This is a genomic window from Cupriavidus sp. Agwp_2, assembly GCF_040784895.1.
GTDB lineage: Bacteria > Pseudomonadota > Gammaproteobacteria > Burkholderiales > Burkholderiaceae > Cupriavidus.
The window spans coordinates 402,649-420,305 of sequence record NZ_CP088085.1 but is presented as its reverse complement, the minus strand read 5'-3'; the positions used below and the strand labels follow the sequence as shown (position 1 = coordinate 420,305).

19 protein-coding genes and 1 pseudogene are annotated in these 17,657 nt (G+C 59.6%); 11 read left to right on the top strand and 9 right to left on the bottom strand.

The features are described from left to right. Positions 1-66: 66 nt before the first annotated feature. The 9 genes from LPA45_RS32220 to LPA45_RS32180 form a co-directional block, all read right to left on the bottom strand. Positions 67-285 carry a transposase gene (locus LPA45_RS32220; protein WP_116323776.1) on the bottom strand — a complete coding sequence of 73 codons (219 nt, stop codon included), beginning with the start codon at positions 283-285 and terminating at the stop codon, positions 67-69. Beyond that, positions 275-1,078 carry a polyphosphate kinase 2 gene (ppk2, locus tag LPA45_RS32215; RefSeq protein WP_116323777.1) on the bottom strand — a complete coding sequence of 268 codons (804 nt, stop codon included), beginning with the start codon at positions 1,076-1,078 and terminating at the stop codon, positions 275-277. Before ppk2 ends, LPA45_RS32220 begins: the two co-directional genes overlap by 11 nt. Then, on the bottom strand, positions 1,059-2,999 hold the full coding sequence (gene ftsH / locus LPA45_RS32210; RefSeq protein WP_116323778.1) for an ATP-dependent zinc metalloprotease FtsH: 1,941 nt from the start codon (positions 2,997-2,999) through the stop codon (positions 1,059-1,061). Before ftsH ends, ppk2 begins: the two co-directional genes overlap by 20 nt. Before the next feature lie 160 nt (positions 3,000-3,159). Further along, complete coding sequence (locus tag LPA45_RS32205) at positions 3,160-3,426, bottom strand: DUF5676 family membrane protein (RefSeq protein WP_116323779.1); 267 nt, start codon at positions 3,424-3,426, stop codon at positions 3,160-3,162. A 36-nt stretch (positions 3,427-3,462) separates the two neighbouring features. Then, a complete protein-coding gene (locus tag LPA45_RS32200; protein WP_116323780.1) occupies positions 3,463-4,128 on the bottom strand; it encodes an isoprenylcysteine carboxylmethyltransferase family protein in 666 nt (221 codons plus the stop codon). Further along, positions 4,128-4,394: a DUF2933 domain-containing protein gene (locus LPA45_RS32195; protein ID WP_116323781.1), complete on the bottom strand. Its 267-nt coding sequence runs from the start codon at positions 4,392-4,394 to the stop codon at positions 4,128-4,130. The genes LPA45_RS32200 and LPA45_RS32195 overlap by 1 nt, the downstream gene beginning before the upstream one ends. Before the next feature lie 344 nt (positions 4,395-4,738). Continuing rightward, complete coding sequence (locus LPA45_RS32190; RefSeq protein ID WP_116323783.1) at positions 4,739-4,954, bottom strand: hypothetical protein; 216 nt, start codon at positions 4,952-4,954, stop codon at positions 4,739-4,741. 8 nt (positions 4,955-4,962) lie between these two features. Beyond that, complete coding sequence (locus tag LPA45_RS32185) at positions 4,963-7,371, bottom strand: heavy metal translocating P-type ATPase (RefSeq protein ID WP_116323798.1); 2,409 nt, start codon at positions 7,369-7,371, stop codon at positions 4,963-4,965. Positions 7,372-7,683: 312 nt separating this feature from the next. Next, complete coding sequence (locus LPA45_RS32180) at positions 7,684-8,868, bottom strand: methionine adenosyltransferase (RefSeq protein WP_116323799.1); 1,185 nt, start codon at positions 8,866-8,868, stop codon at positions 7,684-7,686. A 499-nt stretch (positions 8,869-9,367) separates the two neighbouring features. On the opposite strand from LPA45_RS32180, the pseudogene LPA45_RS32170 reads away from it, so the two are divergent. From LPA45_RS32170 to LPA45_RS32120, 11 genes and pseudogenes are all read left to right on the top strand, one after another. Beyond that, positions 9,368-9,682 (top strand): annotated as a pseudogene (locus tag LPA45_RS32170) (LemA family protein); the annotation flags it as partial. 23 nt (positions 9,683-9,705) lie between these two features. Then, entirely contained in the window at positions 9,706-10,524 is an 819-nt protein-coding gene (locus tag LPA45_RS32165) for a TPM domain-containing protein (RefSeq protein ID WP_376790714.1), read from the top strand. Next, on the top strand, positions 10,524-11,024 hold the full coding sequence (locus tag LPA45_RS32160; RefSeq protein ID WP_116323800.1) for a TPM domain-containing protein: 501 nt from the start codon (positions 10,524-10,526) through the stop codon (positions 11,022-11,024). The genes LPA45_RS32165 and LPA45_RS32160 overlap by 1 nt, the downstream gene beginning before the upstream one ends. Before the next feature lie 740 nt (positions 11,025-11,764). Beyond that, positions 11,765-12,331, top strand: a complete 567-nt coding sequence (locus tag LPA45_RS32155; RefSeq protein ID WP_233528470.1) for a helix-turn-helix transcriptional regulator — start codon at positions 11,765-11,767, stop codon at positions 12,329-12,331. A 592-nt stretch (positions 12,332-12,923) separates the two neighbouring features. Further along, entirely contained in the window at positions 12,924-13,364 is a 441-nt protein-coding gene (locus LPA45_RS32150) for an Hsp20/alpha crystallin family protein (protein WP_116323801.1), read from the top strand. A gap of 15 nt (positions 13,365-13,379) precedes the next feature. After that, positions 13,380-13,799, top strand: coding sequence for an Hsp20/alpha crystallin family protein (locus LPA45_RS32145; RefSeq protein ID WP_116323787.1), 420 nt, complete (start codon positions 13,380-13,382; stop codon positions 13,797-13,799). Between the two features lie 1,032 nt (positions 13,800-14,831). Then, complete coding sequence (locus tag LPA45_RS32140) at positions 14,832-15,686, top strand: glycine zipper domain-containing protein (RefSeq protein WP_158577775.1); 855 nt, start codon at positions 14,832-14,834, stop codon at positions 15,684-15,686. Next, positions 15,661-16,392 carry a hypothetical protein gene (locus tag LPA45_RS32135; protein WP_116323789.1) on the top strand — a complete coding sequence of 244 codons (732 nt, stop codon included), beginning with the start codon at positions 15,661-15,663 and terminating at the stop codon, positions 16,390-16,392. Before LPA45_RS32140 ends, LPA45_RS32135 begins: the two co-directional genes overlap by 26 nt. 136 nt (positions 16,393-16,528) lie before the next feature. Further along, positions 16,529-16,660: a hypothetical protein gene (locus tag LPA45_RS32130; protein WP_271816225.1), complete on the top strand. Its 132-nt coding sequence runs from the start codon at positions 16,529-16,531 to the stop codon at positions 16,658-16,660. Between the two features lie 4 nt (positions 16,661-16,664). Then, a complete protein-coding gene (locus LPA45_RS32125; protein ID WP_116323790.1) occupies positions 16,665-16,994 on the top strand; it encodes a hypothetical protein in 330 nt (109 codons plus the stop codon). Positions 16,995-17,012: 18 nt separating this feature from the next. Further along, positions 17,013-17,621, top strand: coding sequence for a plasmid pRiA4b ORF-3 family protein (locus LPA45_RS32120; protein ID WP_116323791.1), 609 nt, complete (start codon positions 17,013-17,015; stop codon positions 17,619-17,621). Positions 17,622-17,657 lie beyond the last annotated feature (36 nt).

The window sequence follows — 17,657 nt, the reverse complement described above, 5'->3', positions numbered from 1 at the left end:
TCCGCCTTCTGCGCAGCAGACACCTCGGTCCCATTTGAGCTATTCAGAACACCTTCCAGGTCGACATTAGAACTGCGTCGGCCGGTTGAACCCAACGTGGACCTTTTCTGGGATGTCAGCGCCTTGCGGCCCACGCCAGCGGCGAAGCGCCGTCTCACTAATACCAAGGGCCTGAGCGGCCTTGCTCACGCTATAACCCTGCTCCAAGACCAGGCTCACTGCATCGGTCTTGAATTCGTCGGAATTGTCCTTGCGTCTTGTTGAGCTACCACACTCACGTCGCAATTGCCCTACTCAGCAGATGTTCCTCGGCATAAGGAAACACGACTCCCGGGTTAGGGCGAATCAGCGCTTCGTCTTTGTTCGCATAGTGCAGACGGGTCAGCAAATCTTTGATGACACTGAGGCGCGCGACACGTTTGTCGTCGGCGCGTACCACGTTCCATGGCATGATGTCGCTGGTCAGGGAAAACATCTGATTTCGCGCCTTGCTGTACTTCTTCCACAGCGACACCGCCTGCTCGTCAATGGGACTGACTTTCCACTGCTTGAGCGGGTCTCGACGGCGCTCTTCGATGCGCCTCTTCTGTTCGGCTTTGCTGATGTCCAGGTAGTACTTGATAAGGCGAATCCCGGAGCGCACGAGCATCCTTTCGAACTCTAGGACGCTTGCCATGAACTCCTCATACTCATCATCAGTGCAGAAGCCCATCACGTGTTCCACGCCCGCCCGGTTATACCAGCTACGATTGAAGAGGGCGAACTCGCCAGCGGCTGGCAGTTCCGCCGCGTAGCGCTGGAAGTACCAAGAGTCTCGGTCGCGGTCAGACGGCTTGCCAAGCGCGACGACGCGAGTTTCACGCGGGCTCAGGTGTTCGACAATACGTTTGATGGTGCCGTCCTTTCCTGCGGCGTCTCTGCCTTCAAAAATCACCAGAATCCGGTCGCCGCAGGAAATGAAGTGCTTCTGTAGTTTGACCAACTCAATTTGAAGCAGGTGGAGGTCCGCCTCGTAGTCCTCACGGGAAATTGCGCTTACCTCGGACGTATCCCTCTTGCTACTTGCCTTCAATTTCATGGTTCCACCTCCGCGAATCGGGCGCATCGGGCGTGGCTGAGTGGGGCTTACCGGGTGTCAAGGGGGTGACTTTTTCCGAGAGCAATAGCTCCAAGACAGGTCGGTCGACAACCTCCTGTTCGAGCAGTAACTTCGCAAGCGCGTCCAGCTTGTGCCGATTTCCCAGCAAGGTCTGCTTCACTCGCTCGCTCGCGTCGCCCAGAATCTTGCGGACTTCTGCATCAATGAGTTGCGCAGTACTCTCGCTGTATTCCTTGCGTTCTCGAGGCACCAGTCCGGGCGCGCTAAAAAGCGGGTTGGGCATGTCCTCGTAGGTCGCAAGTCCGAGTTGCTCGCTCATGCCGAACTGCGTAATCATCTGGCGCGCCATGTCTGTTGCCCGCTGCAGGTCATTCTGGGCGCCGGTGGATACGTCGCCGAAAACGATTTGCTCGGCCATGCGGCCGCCGAGCAGGACATCGAGCCGGTCTAGCAACTCGCTCTGCTTGAGCAGATAGCGGTCCTCAGTCGGCGTCTGCTGCGTGTACCCCAACGCTGCGACGCCTCTGGGAATGATGGAGACCTTGGAAACTCTGTCAGCATGTGGCCGCGACTCGGCCACGATGGCATGACCTGCCTCATGGTAGGCAATGGTTTCCTTCTCCTGTGAATTCATCACGCGGTTTTTCTTTTCCAAGCCTCCAATAATGCGGTCGAGCGCCTCATCGAAATCTGTCATGCCAACCGCGTCCTTACCCTTTCTGGCAGCGAGAAGAGCCGCTTCATTGACGAGATTGGCCAGGTCCGCACCAGCGAACCCCGGAGTACGCGCGGCAAGCTTGGTAAGGTCTACGTCCGGAGTAAGAATGACGTTCTTAATGTGCACCTTTAGAATCTGCTCACGGCCCTTCAGGTCCGGCCGGTCCAGGGCGATATGGCGGTCAAAGCGTCCCGGGCGCAACAGTGCAAGGTCGAGGATTTCGGGACGGTTGGTGGCCGCCATGATGATGACGCCCTTGTTGGTATCAAAGCCGTCCATCTCAACCAGCAACTGGTTCAGGGTCTGTTCTCGTTCGTCATTGCCAGTCACTGCACCGAGGGCTCGGGTTTTGCCTAACGCGTCGAGTTCGTCGATGAAGATGATACAGGGTGCCTTGGTTTCGGCTTGGTTGAACAGGTCGCGTACCCGCGCAGCGCCAACGCCCACAAACATCTCAACGAACTCCGAACCGCTCATGCTGAAGAACGGCACACCAGCTTCGCCTGCTACTGCCTTTGCCAAGAGGGTCTTACCGGTGCCCGGCGCTCCGAGAAGCAACACTCCCTTGGGAATCTTGCCACCCAGGCGCCGGTAGCGCTGGGGGTCTTTCAGGAAGTTGACGATCTCGGCGAGTTCTTCCTTGGCCTCATCGATGCCGGCGACGTCGGCGAATGTCACGCCGGTTTCCTTCTGCATGTAGACCTTTGCCTTGCTCTTGCCTATTTCCATCATCCCGCCGGCGACACCGCCCACCCGCTTGATGAGGAAGCTCCAGACGGCAAAGAAGAGCAATGCAGGTACCACCCAGGATAGCAGTGCGCCAATCCACTTGTTGTCGGGCTGACCAACAAAGCGCACTTTAGCGGCTTCAAGATCATGTACCAGATTGGGGTCATTGACCCGGAGCGTGGAGAACGGGTGGTCCCCCTTGCCCTGGCGCAGCAGTTGTTCGACCTGTTGCGTGGGGAGCAGCTTCTCAATGCCATTGGTGCTGAGCGTCCCGGTGATGGCGCCTTCGCCAAGTGCTATGTCCTTAAGCTTGCCTGCCTTGAGTAAAACCTTGAAATCGCTGTACGGCAGCGTCTCGACATGGGGCGAAAACAGAACGCTCTGAATGATGAGCATCGCCGAGACTGCCAGGAGCACATACCATAGCGAAAACTGCTGTTGACGCGGTTCCATGAGGTCTCCTCTTGTCGGAAGACAGAATAAATCGACGGCCGGTGCTCTTCACAGCCGGCTGTCGATTCACCGGCGCTGCGGTTGGAGTAAAGTGACCCGGCGACATTCAAGGCGCTCAAGCCGCTACGCCTTGTAGGCAATATCGGCAGTCCAGATTAGGTCAGTTCTCTTCCCTGAGATTGTTGTGTAACCACGCAAAGAATGCACCGGCAGCAAAGAACCAGACCGCAAACACCAAGGCCGGGTAGATGATGGACCACCACGAAAACGCCTGGCCCGTTTGAAGGCGTCGGAAATCGAGTCCGTGAAAAAGCGCATTCATGAAGTTCATGAAAGACTCGGGAAGTGCCATCCATACGAGCGTGCAGAGAGCGTAGAAGAGCACGACGGTGGCAGATAGCGTCACACCGGTTTTGAAGGGCTTCATGTCAGCCTCCGCATGCAGGGGAGATTACGATTGAGTTCAATGAGGCCGCGTCCGAGGAACATCTCCGCCTGAGATGTGGGGAATGAACGCTGGTGTCTTTCGGCGATATTCCTCATATTCCTGCCCGAACTCGGCCAAAGCGTCCTGCTCCTCCGCCTTGGCCAGCCGAACGTACATCCAGACCAAGATAGGGAACATCACCAGAGTGAGTATGGTTGGCCATTGGAGCAGGAAGCCGAACATAATCAGGATGAATGCGACGTACTGAGGGTGCCTCATGCGTGTGTAAAGCCCGCTCGTCGCGAGGCTGTGCTTCTGCTGGGCCAGGTACAGGACCCTCCAGGCGGAAGACAGCATGATGAAGCCGCCAAAAATCAGAATGTCGCTCGCGAGGTGAAACGGCCCCAGGTGTGGGTTGCCGCGCCATCCGAAAATCATCTCCGGAAGATGTCCGGCATCGTGGGAGAGAAAATCGATACCCGGGAACTTCGCCGACAGCCACGGCATCAGGAGATAGATGGTCAGTGGAATGCCATACATCTCCGTAAAGAGTGCCACAATGAATGCCGAGAAAGCTCCGAAGGAGCGCCAGTCACGCGTGGTCTTAGGCTTGGTGAAGCTGAAGGCAAACATGATGAAAACGACGGAGTTGATAATCACCAACGACCACAGACCGTAGCTGGATTGCGTATCGGGTTGCATTATCGTTCTCCTTTGGTGTTCACATCCTTGGTCCCCTCATCTCGTTCACGACCGTGGCCGTGCCCATGTGCACTGTGCATAAACATGTGCATCAGCGGGCAAGCGGCCAGCAGGACGAAGGGCAGGAACTGAATGACGTGCGCCTGATGTTCAGTCCAGAGGAAGTAGCCAATCACCAGAAGAAAGCCAATCATGACCAGTTTGGACCTGGACACCGATCGCCGCGCGTCTTCCGGCCGCTCATGATTGAGGTGATCGTGATTCATAGTCTCCTCCGATGGCGAGACCACTGTGGAAGCTGTTTTGCTAGCAGCAGCCGTGATGGTGATGACGCCGGTGTAGGTATCTCGCGGGGTCTTGCTGAAAGACGGTGCGGGAAGCTTCGGATTCGAAGAAGAACGTCCTGCCTTCGAAATTAGCCATAATGGCGTGCGCTATATCGACCTTCTTGCGGGTGACGGGGTAGCGAGCAGTGGAGTCGTGCTCCTGGTTGCCTGCGGTCCGGATTGGTTCTGAATCGTTGCCACGCTATCAGCGCGACGAGGCTCGCTCCGCTAAGCAGGACCCAATTGAGGTTTTGTGATAGCCAGTTCATCGTTAGGCCCTCTCTTCAACGTTTGTCCTGGAGCTCACGCTCGACGGCGTTTCGAATATCGCGCTCGCACTGTCGCGAAAGGCGAAAGCTGACCCACACCACAATGACTGGACAGGACAGCAGGAGTAGGCCAACCAGTATGGTGAGCGGTGTCAGCCCGAACCGGTAGACGATAGCGGCCGCGAGCAGCGTCGCGAGTGCAGCGCATGTCCATGCCAGTGCGTGTTTCATCTCGCCTCCTAGCCGGCAACGCCGGAGCCAAGCCGTTCACGTTTGAGGAGCGCCGAGTTGGCAACTACACTCAATGACGACAACGCCATCGCTGCGGCCGCCAGGATGGGATTAAGGAGTCCGAGGGCTGCCACCGGGATGCCGATGGTGTTGTAAATGAAAGCCCAGAAGAGGTTCTGCTTGATTTTGCGCATCGTCGCCCGTGACAGTTGGATGGAGGCGACCACATCACGCACGTCATCGCGGATGAGAATGATGCTGCCAGTCTCCTTAGCGACGTCCGAGCCGGACCCGATGGCAATGCCGATGTCCGCTGCAGCAAGCGCCGGTGCGTCATTGACGCCGTCTCCCACCATGGCCACGACCTCACCTTGTTCTTGCAAGGCGTGAATAGTCTCGACTTTGTCTTCTGGCATCACCTCGGCAATGATGTGCTCAATACCAACCTGCCGGCCGATTGCCTCGGCGGTACGACGGTTATCACCGCTCAGCATCACAACCTTGATGGCGCGCGCCTTCAATGCCTCGACCGCCTCGGTCGCTTCGGGTTTCACTGTGTCGGCCACAGCCACCAGGCCGAGCAGTTGTGTACCCGCGCCGACCAGCATGGCCGTTTTGCCATCGGCTTCGAGCTTCCTCAGTAGGGGTTCGGCCGCGTCAGTCGGGATGCCTTGACGCGCAAATAGGCGCCGATTGCCTAGCCAGGCCTGCTGACCGTCGACCTGACCTTGAATACCCATGCCTGACAGGGCCACGATACTGTTGGCTTTCGGGATGGTCAGGCCGCGATGTTGCGCGGCGCGGACGATGGCTTCGCCCAGCGGATGCTCTGACCCACTCTCGACGGCAGCAGCCAAGGTCAATAGCGTTGATTCCTCATGGTTCGACAGCGAGATGACATCAGTGACGGTGGGCTCTCCGCGTGTAATCGTTCCTGTCTTGTCAAAGACGACCGTCGTGAGCTTTTCGGCGCGCTCAAGCACCTCGCCGCCGCGAATCAGAATGCCATTGTCTGCGCCCTTGCCGACACCGACCATCAGTGCTGCCGGTGTTGCAACACCTAGAGCGCACGGACACGAAATGATCAGCACCGCCACAAACGCGAGGAGCCCATGGGGGAAGTGACCTGCTACCGACCATCCAACCAGCGCCAGCACGGCCACCGAGACAACGGCCGGCACAAAGTATCCGGTGACCTGGTCGGCAATCCGCTGAATCTGCGCAGTACTGGCCTGAGCGTCCTCGACCATCCTGATTATCTGCGCCAGCGCGGTGTCGGCGCCGATTTTTGTGGCCTGGAAGGTGAAGGCCCCGCTGCGATTGAGGGTGCCGCCGATGACTGCCGTACCTGGTTTCTTCTCAACGGGCATTGACTCACCGGTCAGCATCGATTCGTCAACGCTGGTCTCACCCTCGATAATCTTGCCGTCGGTAGGAATCTTTTCCCCCGGGCGCACGACGACCGCTTCGCCCACCATGATGCTCTCCGCCGGGATTTCCACTTCCTTCCCATCACGCAGTACATGCGCGAGGGCGGGGCGTAGGTCGAGCAATCGCCGTACTGCGGCCGACGATTTCTTCTTGATAATTTCCTCCATGTACTTGCCCAGTAGCACGAAGGCAATGATTACTGCCGACACCTCGAAGTAGACATCCCGCTCCTCAACCTCTACCGGCAGCCAGGTCGGGAAGAACAGAACTACCACGCTATAGAAGTACGCGACGGACGTCCCCAGGGCGATGAGAAAGTCCATGTTGATGTTGCGCGTTTGGACGGCGTTCCACGCCCCCTTGTAGAAGCTCCAGCCGCCAACGAACTGCACTGGCGTGACGAGGAGAAATAGCCACATCCCCCAGGTGAACCACGGCAAGGCCGGAATTGGCGCCCATGTCAGGAGGGTTGCGCCAGCCGCCAACGCCAGGAAAGCTCCGGCCCGCAGCACCGCCAGCGCGAGGACGCCCGTGAGGGCAATCGTCACGCGCGTCTTCATGGCTTTCAACTCGCTCTCTGGCGACTCGAAGGTCCGAAGGCAGCTTTCGCTGCAGAAATAATACTTGCGGTTGCCACGCTCGGCAGACAGGGCCGTAGCCTTGTCCACCATCATTCCACAGATGGGGTCCTTGGCGAGTTGCTTGGCGGCGCTGGACGCAAGCGCGGACGTTGCCGCCGTAGGTGTAGGAGTGCTGACCGGTGACTTAGCACTACCCGAGGGTTCGGATGAACTGCGTGCATCAACGGGATGAGGGATATATTTCGCCGGGTTGGCGAGGAAGGCCCGTTCACAGTGCGGAGAGCAGAACCAATACCGCCTCTGGTCAACTTCCGTGCTGGCAGTGGCCTCCTGTGGAGGAATCTCCATGCCACAAACGGGGTCACGTACGAGTTGCGTGGAGGCAACCGGGTCCTCGGTCGTCATTGGGACTGTCTGGGCGTCGGTAGCTCCGTTATTCCCGGCAAATGGGGTAGCAGACCTGGTCGGCATTCCATCCTCTCATTTGGGGCGATTAGGAGGACCTGCAGCTGGCAATTTCTCTTGTTATGGTGCGCGACCAAGCGATTTGCTCCTTGATGTAAGTCAAGTACTCCACAGCCCGCTAACGGCGCTGTGGGCGTCGGCTTTGGAATGAACTTAGAACGGCACACGCAGCCGCTAGGTGAGCGCATGTTGCTGGCCAGCGGTGAATCTGGCGAGGCGCCGCGTAGCTTCCTGCGGCCCGAGATCGGGGACCTAGAAGACCGTTACCGTGCCGTGGACTAGCTCATCGACCAAGGCAGGGAGCTCGGCAAGCCGTTGCGTGGCGAGTTCACGAATCTGGTGCTCCTGAGCGGGGGAAAGGGTATGCTCGGCCACGATATCGACGGCAACCAGTTGGGGCTGGTCGATGGGACGTCCAATTCCAGAGAGAAGCCGGACGACAACTTCATCCGCGCCATCAATGCTTGCATGGATCTGCGCGGCCAACCGGTGGGCGAGCACGTTGTAGAGCTTGCCGACATGTGACGCCGGGTTCTTTCCCGCTGCCGCCTCCAGAGACATTGGCCGATAGGGTGTTATCAGGCCGTTGACTCGGTTCCCACGTCCGACCTGGCCGTCATCCCCATGCTCAGCGCTTAAGCCGGTGACGGTCAGGTAAATCCCGCTTTCGTCGACAGCATCTCGATTATCCAGAGTATTGATGACAATCTCAGACTCAATGCCGATGTGCGCGGCTAGATGCGACCCAATCTCCTCCTTGTGCGTGAAATACTCAGGGACGCCGCGCACGCATCGATCCACAAACGCCAGTGCAATGGTGAGGCGCTGATGCTCGTCCAGGCGACTCCCCATCACCTTGTAATCGAGTCCCGCTGCCTCAAACTTTCTGCTATTGGCGAGCGAGCGCAGAAGGTGTGCAGCCAAGAGCACCGCTCTTTCAAGCGAGGAGTGTGGCGCATAGCCAACGCCAAAGGATGTGTCATTAGACAGGGGAAGAGACGCGGACTCAGTCACCCGCCGGAGGTTTGGAGCTGACGGTCGCAAAATTGGCTCAATGCGTATGTCATTGCCGACACCACCCAAGCACGTTGCCAGGTACTCCCGAATAGCTTGCTCGACAACTTGCTCGGCGTTGGCCGACGGAAGTTCAGTAACCGGGCCGGACACCAACAATCGCATTGGGCGCAGCACTTTTCCCCCGCCAAACTTTGGTGCGCTCACTCCGCCGATAAGCAGCGCCTTGTCTAGATTGAAGTGCTGGACTGCTCCATAGGCCTCAAGGTAGGCACGACACAACGCGCGAGCTGCAGCTTCGACAGCCCCGTCACAGAGGCTGTCCGGATGTCCGATGCCTTTGTGCTCGCACATCTCGGTTTGCTCTCTCGACCGCGATGGCACGCTGGCAATGGCCAACGCAATTTTTTCCGTGGCGGGCATCACAACCTCCTGCATGCGGTCGGCATGCAGACATTCTAGGCATCGATTTCGAACAAGCTGCCAAGCACTTGCTTTCGGCGAAAATCTCGAATTTATGCTCATTGGTGCACGTGAACGGAAGGCTAAGCGAGAGCGCGCACGCCGATTTGCAGCGCCCGACCCCGTCGGCCTTGAGGCAAATCAAGAGAGTGGCCGTCGACGCCGCCTACGATAAATGGCGAACCGAACTTCGACGGCGGTGCGGCATTTTCGGGCTGGCTTTGAGGCGAGTTATTAGGCTGTACGGCTGCCGTTTGGAGGCTGCATCAGAACGGAGGTGTCTTGTGTGCAAAGTATGGTTGGCTTTTTACGTCGTTGATCGCAGTCAGCCTCACAGGGTGTGGATAGTTCTAAGAGACCACCAGGAGCCTAGCAAGGTCCCCGACAACTGCTGCTGAGCGGCCTGGAATTGGGCAACTGCCTTCGGATCGTTCAGAGTCTCGGGAGTGACCTGGATGGCACCAACACGCACTCGCGCCTCCGTCACAGCTTTCAAAACCGCTCCCCCCAACTGAAAGCCGACGCGGGATTCAGGGACCTCCAGTCCCAACTAGAGGGCACAGAGAATCGGATAGCTGTCGCGAGAAATCGATATATTCAATCGGTGCAGGCTTACAACGTAACTGTTCGGTCGTTTCCCTCAAACCTGACAGCAATGGCCCTTGGTTACAAGGAGAAGCCAAATTTCACGGTAGCTAGCGAATCGACTATTGCCAAGCCGCCAAGAGTTGAATTCGGTGCCGCGCCGGCAAGCGCGCCTGGGAGTGCCAAGTGAAGTGGCATTTGTCCGTAAGAGGGTTGCTTCTTATCCTTCTGGCCTGTGTATCTGTGGGGGCCACTGCGGATGTCGCCGTTCCTTCGCTGACAGCACGTGTGACTGACCTGACCGGCACTCTCACCAGCGAGCAGCGAGCGGCGCTGGAGCAGAGGCTGCAGGCCTTTGAAGCCGAAAAAGGCAGTCAGGTTGCTGTTCTCTTGGTCCCCACCACGCAGCCCGAAGCCATTGAGCAATACTCCATCCGCGTGGCTGAGAAATGGAAACTTGGGCGCAAAGGAGCGGATGACGGAGCCCTGCTCATCATCGCGAAGGACGACCGAGCGATGCGTATCGAGGTCGGCTACGGTCTCGAAGGCGTCCTGACCGATGCCATGAGCAAACGCATCATCAGCGACGACATCGTTCCTCGATTCAGGCAAGGCGATTTCTATGCCGGTGTGACAGTCGGTGTAGAACGCATAATGGGTGTTGTCAATGGGGAGCCCTTGCCACCTCCACGGCGAGAAAGAGGTGAGCGCGACCCCGTGCGCCAACTCATGCCGGTCATTCTTGTGCTCACGGTGGTACTAGGCGGGCTACTGCGCTCGTTCCTGGGTCGAGGCCCGGGGGCCGTGGCCGCTGGCGGCGCAGTCGGCATCATCGGTTGGTTGTTATCTGGTGCCCTTGCAGTCGGGATTATGGCAGGCGCTATCGCGCTCGTCTTTACCCTGTTCGGCGGATCACATATGGGCTGGAGAGGCATTGGCGGTCGTGGCGGTTTCGGTAGCGGGTCCGGACGGGGAGGGTACGGCGGTGGTGGCGGTGGATTTGGCGGCGGTGGCGCCTCGGGCAAATGGTGATGGAAAACGTCAAGCGAATCGCAAGGCATCTGCTGATGACGCACTGGCGGGTCGGGCGTGCCTTCCCACAGGATGTACTGACGACCGTCGAACAAGCCATTGCAACGAGCGAAACCAACCATATCGGGCAGCTTTGCTTTGTTGTGGAGGGCGCACTGAGTCTGGCGAGCCTTTTCCAGGGGTTGTCGGCACGTGAGCGCGCTCTTGAGGTCTTCTCGCAGACGCGCGTCTGGGATACGGAACACAACAATGGCGTCCTGATTTACCTGTTGCTAGCAGACCGGAGCGTCGAAATTGTTGCCGACCGTGGCATCCATGCGAAGGTCGGCGATCCCGAATGGGATACCATCTGCAGAGCAATGGAAGCATCGTTCCGAGGCAGACAGTATCGACGCGGTGTCATTACCGGCATCCAGGCCATCAGCCAGCATCTGGAGCAGCATTTTCCTTGTCAGCCTAACAAACTCAACGAGCTAAGCGACAAGCCTGTTCTCCTCTGAATTGATTGCCTTGAAGAATTTGGAGTTTCGAGCTTCGGCGAAGTGGTGGAAGGGGCGCTATCGCAATGGCGAACAGCAGGACAATAAGCAGGGGGCGCCAACTAGAACCCTGAATCCGGATGACGGAAGCGATAGCAACGACAGCAATGACAGCCACCAATGAGCGGGCGGAGGCGATCGGGTGGATCCAGGATCAGATGACCGACTCTCTATACTGGTAGCGCCTGAGCCGGAACCGGAGCGCGCCATGAACGATCGAGGATTGATCACCATGAGCCTGCGCGAAAGCATCAATAAGAACGAGCTACACGAGCGCTCGGCCTGATCAGGATGGGGCGGCTTTGCCACTCAACTTCTTCTCATCCAGCCCTCTCCGGCCGGTGAGGTGCGAGGAGCGGTCATCCAGGGGGAGGCTGGCAATCAGCTCTCCCTCGGCCAAAGCAGTCGGCCACCTGCGCATCAAGGAACGGCCGAGTCTGGCTGCTGCTGTCGCTTTCCCTGCCGGACTCGCAAGCAAAGGTGAGCGGCTGGGGGGGGGCCAAAATGCACTGACGCCGGCCCGGCCAGGGCCTGGCGATAGCGAACGATAACGTTGTGCTTATAGCGCCGTCGCCAGAACTGAAACTGCTGAACGCGCAGTGCGTCGTGGTAGCGGCGGCGCGTCGGCACCTCAGGCGGCTGTCGACGTTCAGGCGCTCGGAACGGGGGCAAAGTCGAAATGGGCAGCGGCATACACGGCGTTGCAGGCCCATACCTCACGCAGCGAGCTCGTTGCGCTCATTTTCACCGAACCCGAATCGCGCGAAGGACGGATTCTGAGGGAACGCTTCAGTACAGGGATCGCATCGCTGGCCCCTGACACCTTCGCCGATCAGGCGGCGGCGATCGCCGCCGCCTATGACGCAAACGCCACTGACGGAGACCTCAGCGCCCTCGCTCGCGCAGTGATCGCAAGGCTTACCTTGGACCAGGCCTTGCCGTCCAAGCAGCTCGAAAAGCGGATCGAGCGCGCCATTGAAGTGCTGCGCGAACGGATCGGCGAGGCGGTCACGATGCCCGAGATCGCGGATGCCGTCCATCTCTCTCCCGAGCGCTTCCGCCATTTGTTCCTACAGGAAACAGGCATCCGGTTCCGGCCTTACGTACTCTGGCTGCGTCTCGAACTTGCCATCGCGTCATATGCTGCCGGCAACAACTTGACCGAAGCTTCACATGCCGGGGGCTTCGCGGACTCCGCTCATTTGTCCCGCACATTTAAGCGTATGGTCGGCGTGCTGGCCGGCGGCATTAGCGTTCAGCGCGTCTAGGCGAAATTTAGCCGTTTCGTTCAATCTGTCCGTAATCAGTGGTCGCACACTGGCGTCTCGTTTCCAACAGAAAGGACCATCGCCATGAATACCACTACCCAATCCACATGCGAATGCGCTGCTTGCCCCGGCGCCGGCTGCGTCTGCGGATGCCAGACAACTGCCGAGCATAATGCGTGCGCCTGCGGGCCACAATGTCAGTGCGGAGTTGGATGCGCCTGTGGGCCGCAATGCCAGTGCAGAGGTGCAAGCGCCCCCGTAAAGAGCTGATTCACAAACCGATGCCGTGGGGCCGGATCAGCCTTGCTCTGCGCCAGGCTTCCAGCCCCAATTTCCTTCTGTCGCGCTGGCGCGACCTCATTCATGAATTCGGCATCGCTCGGGCAGTGCCAGATAGCGGAAGTGCGGCGATGATGAGTCGCAGCGCATGCGGCTCAAGACTCTTGAAATCTTCCTGGCCCAACACTAATTAGAGGTTACCCAGTCGTCGCGACAACGCGACGCGGCGTGTTCCTATTGATTAGATAGGCCAGCGGTGGTGGCAGGCACGTACGCCTTCACTTTTCCCGCTGCAAAGAAGGAGGATCTGACCATGAGTGACTTCTTTTTCACGACTGACCCGTTCAGTGAGTTGGACCGGCTGCAACGGGAGATGGCGAACCTGTTCGGCGGATTTCCTTCGAGCTTGCGGTCCGGGCGATTGGGGGCGTATCCCCCGCTCAACCTGGGCATCACTGACGACTCGATCGAGATCGTGCTGTTCGCGCCGGGCCTAAAGGCGGACCAGTTCGATGTATCGATCGACAAGGGCCTACTGACTATCAGCGGCGAGCGAGCCCCGGTACAGCCCGAGGGCGACACCGAGGCGCGGCCCTACGCGCAGGAGCGCTTCGCGGGCAAATTCCGCCGCGTGATTGAGCTGCCACAGGCGGCCGACCCGGACAAGGTGGAAGCGCGTTACGTTAACGGCTGCCTTTCGATCAGCGTGGGCAAGCGCGAAGCGTCGCGCCCGCGTGCCATAACTGTCAGCTGAGATCAGGAGCAAGCCATGAACGGATCGAACCCCGTCGCCCAGCGCGATCAAAACCCCCAAGGCAGGCAGGGCTCCGTTGCCCAGCGCCGCGAAGACATGCAGGCACCGACGCTGGTGCCGGCGGTCGACATCTACGAGACCTCCGCCGGCGTTACGCTGTGGGCCGACCTGCCAGGCGTGCCGCGCGAGAAGCTGGAGGTCAACGTCCACGACGCCAACCTGCGCATCGAAGGCGAAGCCCTGTTGCCGACCCCGGCCGGATTGCGCGTACAACATGCAGAGATCCGGCAGCCACGTTATGCGCGGAGCTTCGCGCTCAGTCCGGATCTGGATGCAGCCCGCATTGAAGCTAACCTGCAGGATGGCGTGCTGAAGGTGACCATCCCGCGGCGCGAAGAAGCCCAACCGCAGCGGATCCAAGTCTCGGTCGGCTGACCGCTCAATTGCCAGGTAACGGCGGCGAACGGTGCCGCCGTCTTGGCTTTCTGTCTCTTTTTCAACGGCCGTTCGCGCCTTGGCCGTCTTACGGCATCAGAACCGTGATCGGAGGGAAGTCAGTGCTGCGACGCAGATCACAATAGGGATTGACTGAGGAGCCGCCGCTTGTCGGTCCACGGACTGATCAGCGGACGGGAGCGCTTTGGCGCTTTGCGCTTGGCACAAACCTTGTCGGTGCGCACGCGAACTGACGCGTCCTAGAGTTCGCCGCAAAATGGCGGTCCAACCGGGGTAAGCCGCCATGCGAGCAAGTGCCGTGCGACGTCATCTGGAGCGCCTCGGCATTCGATGCCACGGAGTAACAACCCATCCCGGTTTAGCTGGTGTGGTAGTCATTAACAATGACCTGCACGTCTGTATATTCCCCGACGGATGGATGCGCCTGGGGCAGTGGGTCGCCCCAGGTCGCTTTCGTTTCGCTCCAGCCACGCGCTCGGTGGACATGCTAGCCTGGCAGATTCGCCAACGGCTTAACGATGCAAGGCCCTGACGAGAGCCTTCCTGCTTGTGGCTATACGGCTTACTAGCGTCGCACTGTGACGCTCCGACCGTCGGGGCCGGAAGGCCGGACGAGGACCTCAACGGTCCAGCATTCATTTGGGCGAGTCTGGGCGACTTGCGCTTAGGAACCGCTTCCAAAGCGGTGGCACGGCTGCCCCTATCCGGCGTTGCGCCGATTGGAAAGCCTCGGCTGGGGTCGAAGTGGGATGGTTATGCCGTGCGCCACGCGGCGAGAGCGAAGATCCTTCAGGCCAATCGAGGGCTTTGTCTGATGTCTGAGACTTGCACTAGGGCCCCACAACTCCTAGTCTTAAGACATGTTTTGACCATCAGGTTGAATGTCGCCCAACCCGTTGGCTTTACCTCTTCCTAAGGCGCATGTCTAAAATCGCGGGCACGGCTATAAGCCGTGCCCTTTTGCGTACCTATGTGCGATGCGTACGATCCCGGGGGAGTCGAGAGCCTGTAATGCAGGCCTCGCGGGAGAGCGTGGTATGGAACAACAGCGAGCCCAACCCTGGGGCGGCACTCGAATCCGGGCCCGCGACCGATGGCCACGCCCTGACCAGCAAGAACAAAAAACGCGGGCTCCGCGACAGCGCGCCCGTACGACTGGCAGTGACGATGGAGGAAAGTATGGATAGCGCGCGTGAAGTGCAATCCTTGACCGCGAGCCAGCGGCCATTGTCGTTTTTTGCAAGCGCGGGTGCGCTAGCCCTTGGGGTTCTATTGGCTTCGGGCTGTGCGACCAATCAGCAGACCGGCGCCACGCTCGGCGCGACCCTCGGTGCAGTGACCGGTGCGGCCATCGGCGCAACGACTGGAAGCAAGAGCAGCAATAAGGCGACACGAGCCGCGATTGGCGGCGCCATCGGGGCGGGAGTCGGCCTGTTCGCCGGCTCTGCGATCGGCGCGAAGCTAGACGAGGCAGATCGACAGCGCGCTGAAGAGGCCTCCCGCCGCGCCATGGCAGAGCGCGACGCCGCGGTTCAGCAGGCACTGGCGAAGCGAAACGCGGAAATCGAGGCGCAGCGTCGTGCTGATCTCGCGGCCGCCCAAACAGCGGCGGCCCGCGCGCAGTCGGAACAACGCGCTGCCGAGGCGCGGGCAGCAGCACAACGCGACGTCACGGCAACGCCAGCGCCGACGGTCACCTGGAACGGAAAGGCCCAGGGATCCTCGCAGGCGATAGGTCCGACCCAGGTTGCCGGTCGTACCGATTGTGAGAGTGTCCGCGAGGTAGCGTACATCGCCGGGAAGGAAACAAAACAAGTCGCCACCTACTGTCGTGATAGCAATGGAACTCGCACTCGTGTCGCCTAACCAAAATGAAGCCATTCACACCTTCGGGAGATGGGTAGCTGCATGTTTGGTGACAATGCTTCTTAGCATTCCCGCCGCACAAGCAGTTTCAGTGGAGTTGATCCAGTATCAAGGTCGGAGGGTGCTTCTCGTTCGGGATGAACCGGCATCGGCAGACTTTCCCAGAGGACGGGCGATTGCCGAGGGCGACGCCGCACGCTTCGAGCGCGTGCTACGCCAATCGCAGCCCGTGAGTGAGGTCCTGCTGGACTCTCGTGGTGGCCTGGTGATTGAAGGCCTTGCGATGGGAAGAGCCATCCGGCGTGCGGGCTTGTCAACGCGGATACCGAAAGGTGCTCGTTGCGCAAGCTCGTGTGCCGACATCTTCATGGGAGGGATCGCCCGGCGGGTGGATGAAGGCGGTCGCTACGGCATCCATATGGCTACGTCGGTCAGTAGCGACGAAGCGGTTGATCGGACGCTCGCGCGAATCCTCCACGCTTACGGCACAACACCCGGACAGCCCGATAGAGAAGCGATTAAGGCTGTCATTCAGCGAATCGAGCAGTCGGCCGCGCGGGAAGCCGCCAATTGGGGCGCATACGTGCTAGAGATGGGAGGCTCTCCCAGGATCGTCGACCTTGGAACCAAGTCAAAGGCTTCAGAGATGAATTACCTATCTAGGCCCGAGATGATCGACCTGAATGTCATTAACGTTGATAACTAGTCCGAGCTTTGGCTTCTCGAATGGCCGGAACCCGCGTCGGCGCTGGGCTTTGGTCATTTTTTGCGCCTATTATGTAGCCATGTAAATTAGTGTTTTTCTAATGCGTTTCGGCGGATTTTTGCTTGAATAAGTGTTCATGTACATCGAACACGTCCCCAACCGCAACTCGCCCCCCGCCGTCCTGCTGCGCGAGTCCTATCGCGACGGCAACACGGTCAAGAAGCGCACCCTCGCCAATTCTCTCGTCGCTGCCCGCCGAGGTCATTGAAGGCTTGAAGGTGCTGCTACGCGGTGGCGTCGCGGTGTCGGCCGCCGATGAGGCCTTCGTGATCGAGCGCAGCCTGCAACACGGACACGTGGCCGCCGTGCTTGGCGCGGCGCGCGCCTGCGGCGCCGAGCAGTGGTTTGCCTCGGCACCGGCCGCGCTGCGCTCGGTGGTGATGGCACTGCTGGTGGCGCGGGTGGTGTCACCCGCTTCCAAGCTCGCCACACATCGCATGTTGCGCGACGAGACCGCGACGCACTCGGTGTCGCGGCTGCTGAAGTTGGAGAGCGCGCCAAGACGGGGGCTGACGGCCGGACCGCTACTAAGAGGCCAATGAGGCACCTACAATGCGCGCATGGCTCCCGATCCTGGACCGGCGATCTCCGTCCTTCAACTTCGAATTGCTCTGCGCGGCCTGAGCCCGCCGGTTTGGCGACGCGTCCTCGTTCCCGAGCACTTTACGCTCGGGCGATTGCACCATGTCATCCAGGTCGTCATTGGCTGGGCCGACGAACATCTGCACACGTTCAGTATTCGTGGCAGGCGTTACGGCGAGGCTCAGGAGGGCGTCTTGCAGTTCTGCGCAGTCGCCAGCGAACTGCCGCTGACCGCGTTTCATCTCCGAGAACACGAAGGCTTCGTCTATGTGTATGACTTCAACGCGTGGTGGCGCCACGAGATACGCCTGGAGCGGCGTATGCTGCGGCAGCGACCTGGCCAGTTGCCGCGTTGCGTGGCGGGTTGCGGGCCATGCCCGCCCGAGGACATTGGCGGAATCGAGAGGGATCTGGAGGCCAGGGACGAACACAGTGAATATGAGTTCGTCGATTGGATCGAGTCACTGCGCGAAGGGCCAATCGTGCTGGAAGACCTGCGCGACGAGGTCGATGGGTGGCTGATTTGGCTGGATCGTCGCTTTGATCGTCGGATCGTCAATGATCGGCTGCGAGAGCTCGAGGGGTAGACTGGTCGCCGCAGCGTCCAAGGAAGGAGGGCGGCC

Excerpts from the sequence above, each read along its gene's own strand:
- ppk2 (WP_116323777.1), bottom strand. The coding sequence starts at position 1,078 with ATGAAATTGAAGGCAAGTAGCAAGAGGGATACGTCCGAGGTAAGCGCA.
- ftsH (WP_116323778.1), bottom strand. The coding sequence starts at position 2,999 with ATGGAACCGCGTCAACAGCAGTTTTCGCTATGGTATGTGCTCCTGGCA.
- LPA45_RS32205 (WP_116323779.1), bottom strand. The coding sequence starts at position 3,426 with ATGAAGCCCTTCAAAACCGGTGTGACGCTATCTGCCACCGTCGTGCTC.
- LPA45_RS32200 (WP_116323780.1), bottom strand. The coding sequence starts at position 4,128 with ATGCAACCCGATACGCAATCCAGCTACGGTCTGTGGTCGTTGGTGATT.
- LPA45_RS32195 (WP_116323781.1), bottom strand. The coding sequence starts at position 4,394 with ATGAATCACGATCACCTCAATCATGAGCGGCCGGAAGACGCGCGGCGA.
- LPA45_RS32190 (WP_116323783.1), bottom strand. The coding sequence starts at position 4,954 with ATGAAACACGCACTGGCATGGACATGCGCTGCACTCGCGACGCTGCTC.
- LPA45_RS32185 (WP_116323798.1), bottom strand. The coding sequence starts at position 7,371 with ATGACGACCGAGGACCCGGTTGCCTCCACGCAACTCGTACGTGACCCC.
- LPA45_RS32180 (WP_116323799.1), bottom strand. The coding sequence starts at position 8,868 with ATGCCCGCCACGGAAAAAATTGCGTTGGCCATTGCCAGCGTGCCATCG.
- LPA45_RS32160 (WP_116323800.1), top strand. The coding sequence starts at position 10,524 with ATGGAAAACGTCAAGCGAATCGCAAGGCATCTGCTGATGACGCACTGG.
- LPA45_RS32150 (WP_116323801.1), top strand. The coding sequence starts at position 12,924 with ATGAGTGACTTCTTTTTCACGACTGACCCGTTCAGTGAGTTGGACCGG.
- LPA45_RS32145 (WP_116323787.1), top strand. The coding sequence starts at position 13,380 with ATGAACGGATCGAACCCCGTCGCCCAGCGCGATCAAAACCCCCAAGGC.
- LPA45_RS32140 (WP_158577775.1), top strand. The coding sequence starts at position 14,832 with ATGCAGGCCTCGCGGGAGAGCGTGGTATGGAACAACAGCGAGCCCAAC.
- LPA45_RS32135 (WP_116323789.1), top strand. The coding sequence starts at position 15,661 with ATGGAACTCGCACTCGTGTCGCCTAACCAAAATGAAGCCATTCACACC.
- LPA45_RS32130 (WP_271816225.1), top strand. The coding sequence starts at position 16,529 with ATGTACATCGAACACGTCCCCAACCGCAACTCGCCCCCCGCCGTCCTG.
- LPA45_RS32120 (WP_116323791.1), top strand. The coding sequence starts at position 17,013 with ATGGCTCCCGATCCTGGACCGGCGATCTCCGTCCTTCAACTTCGAATT.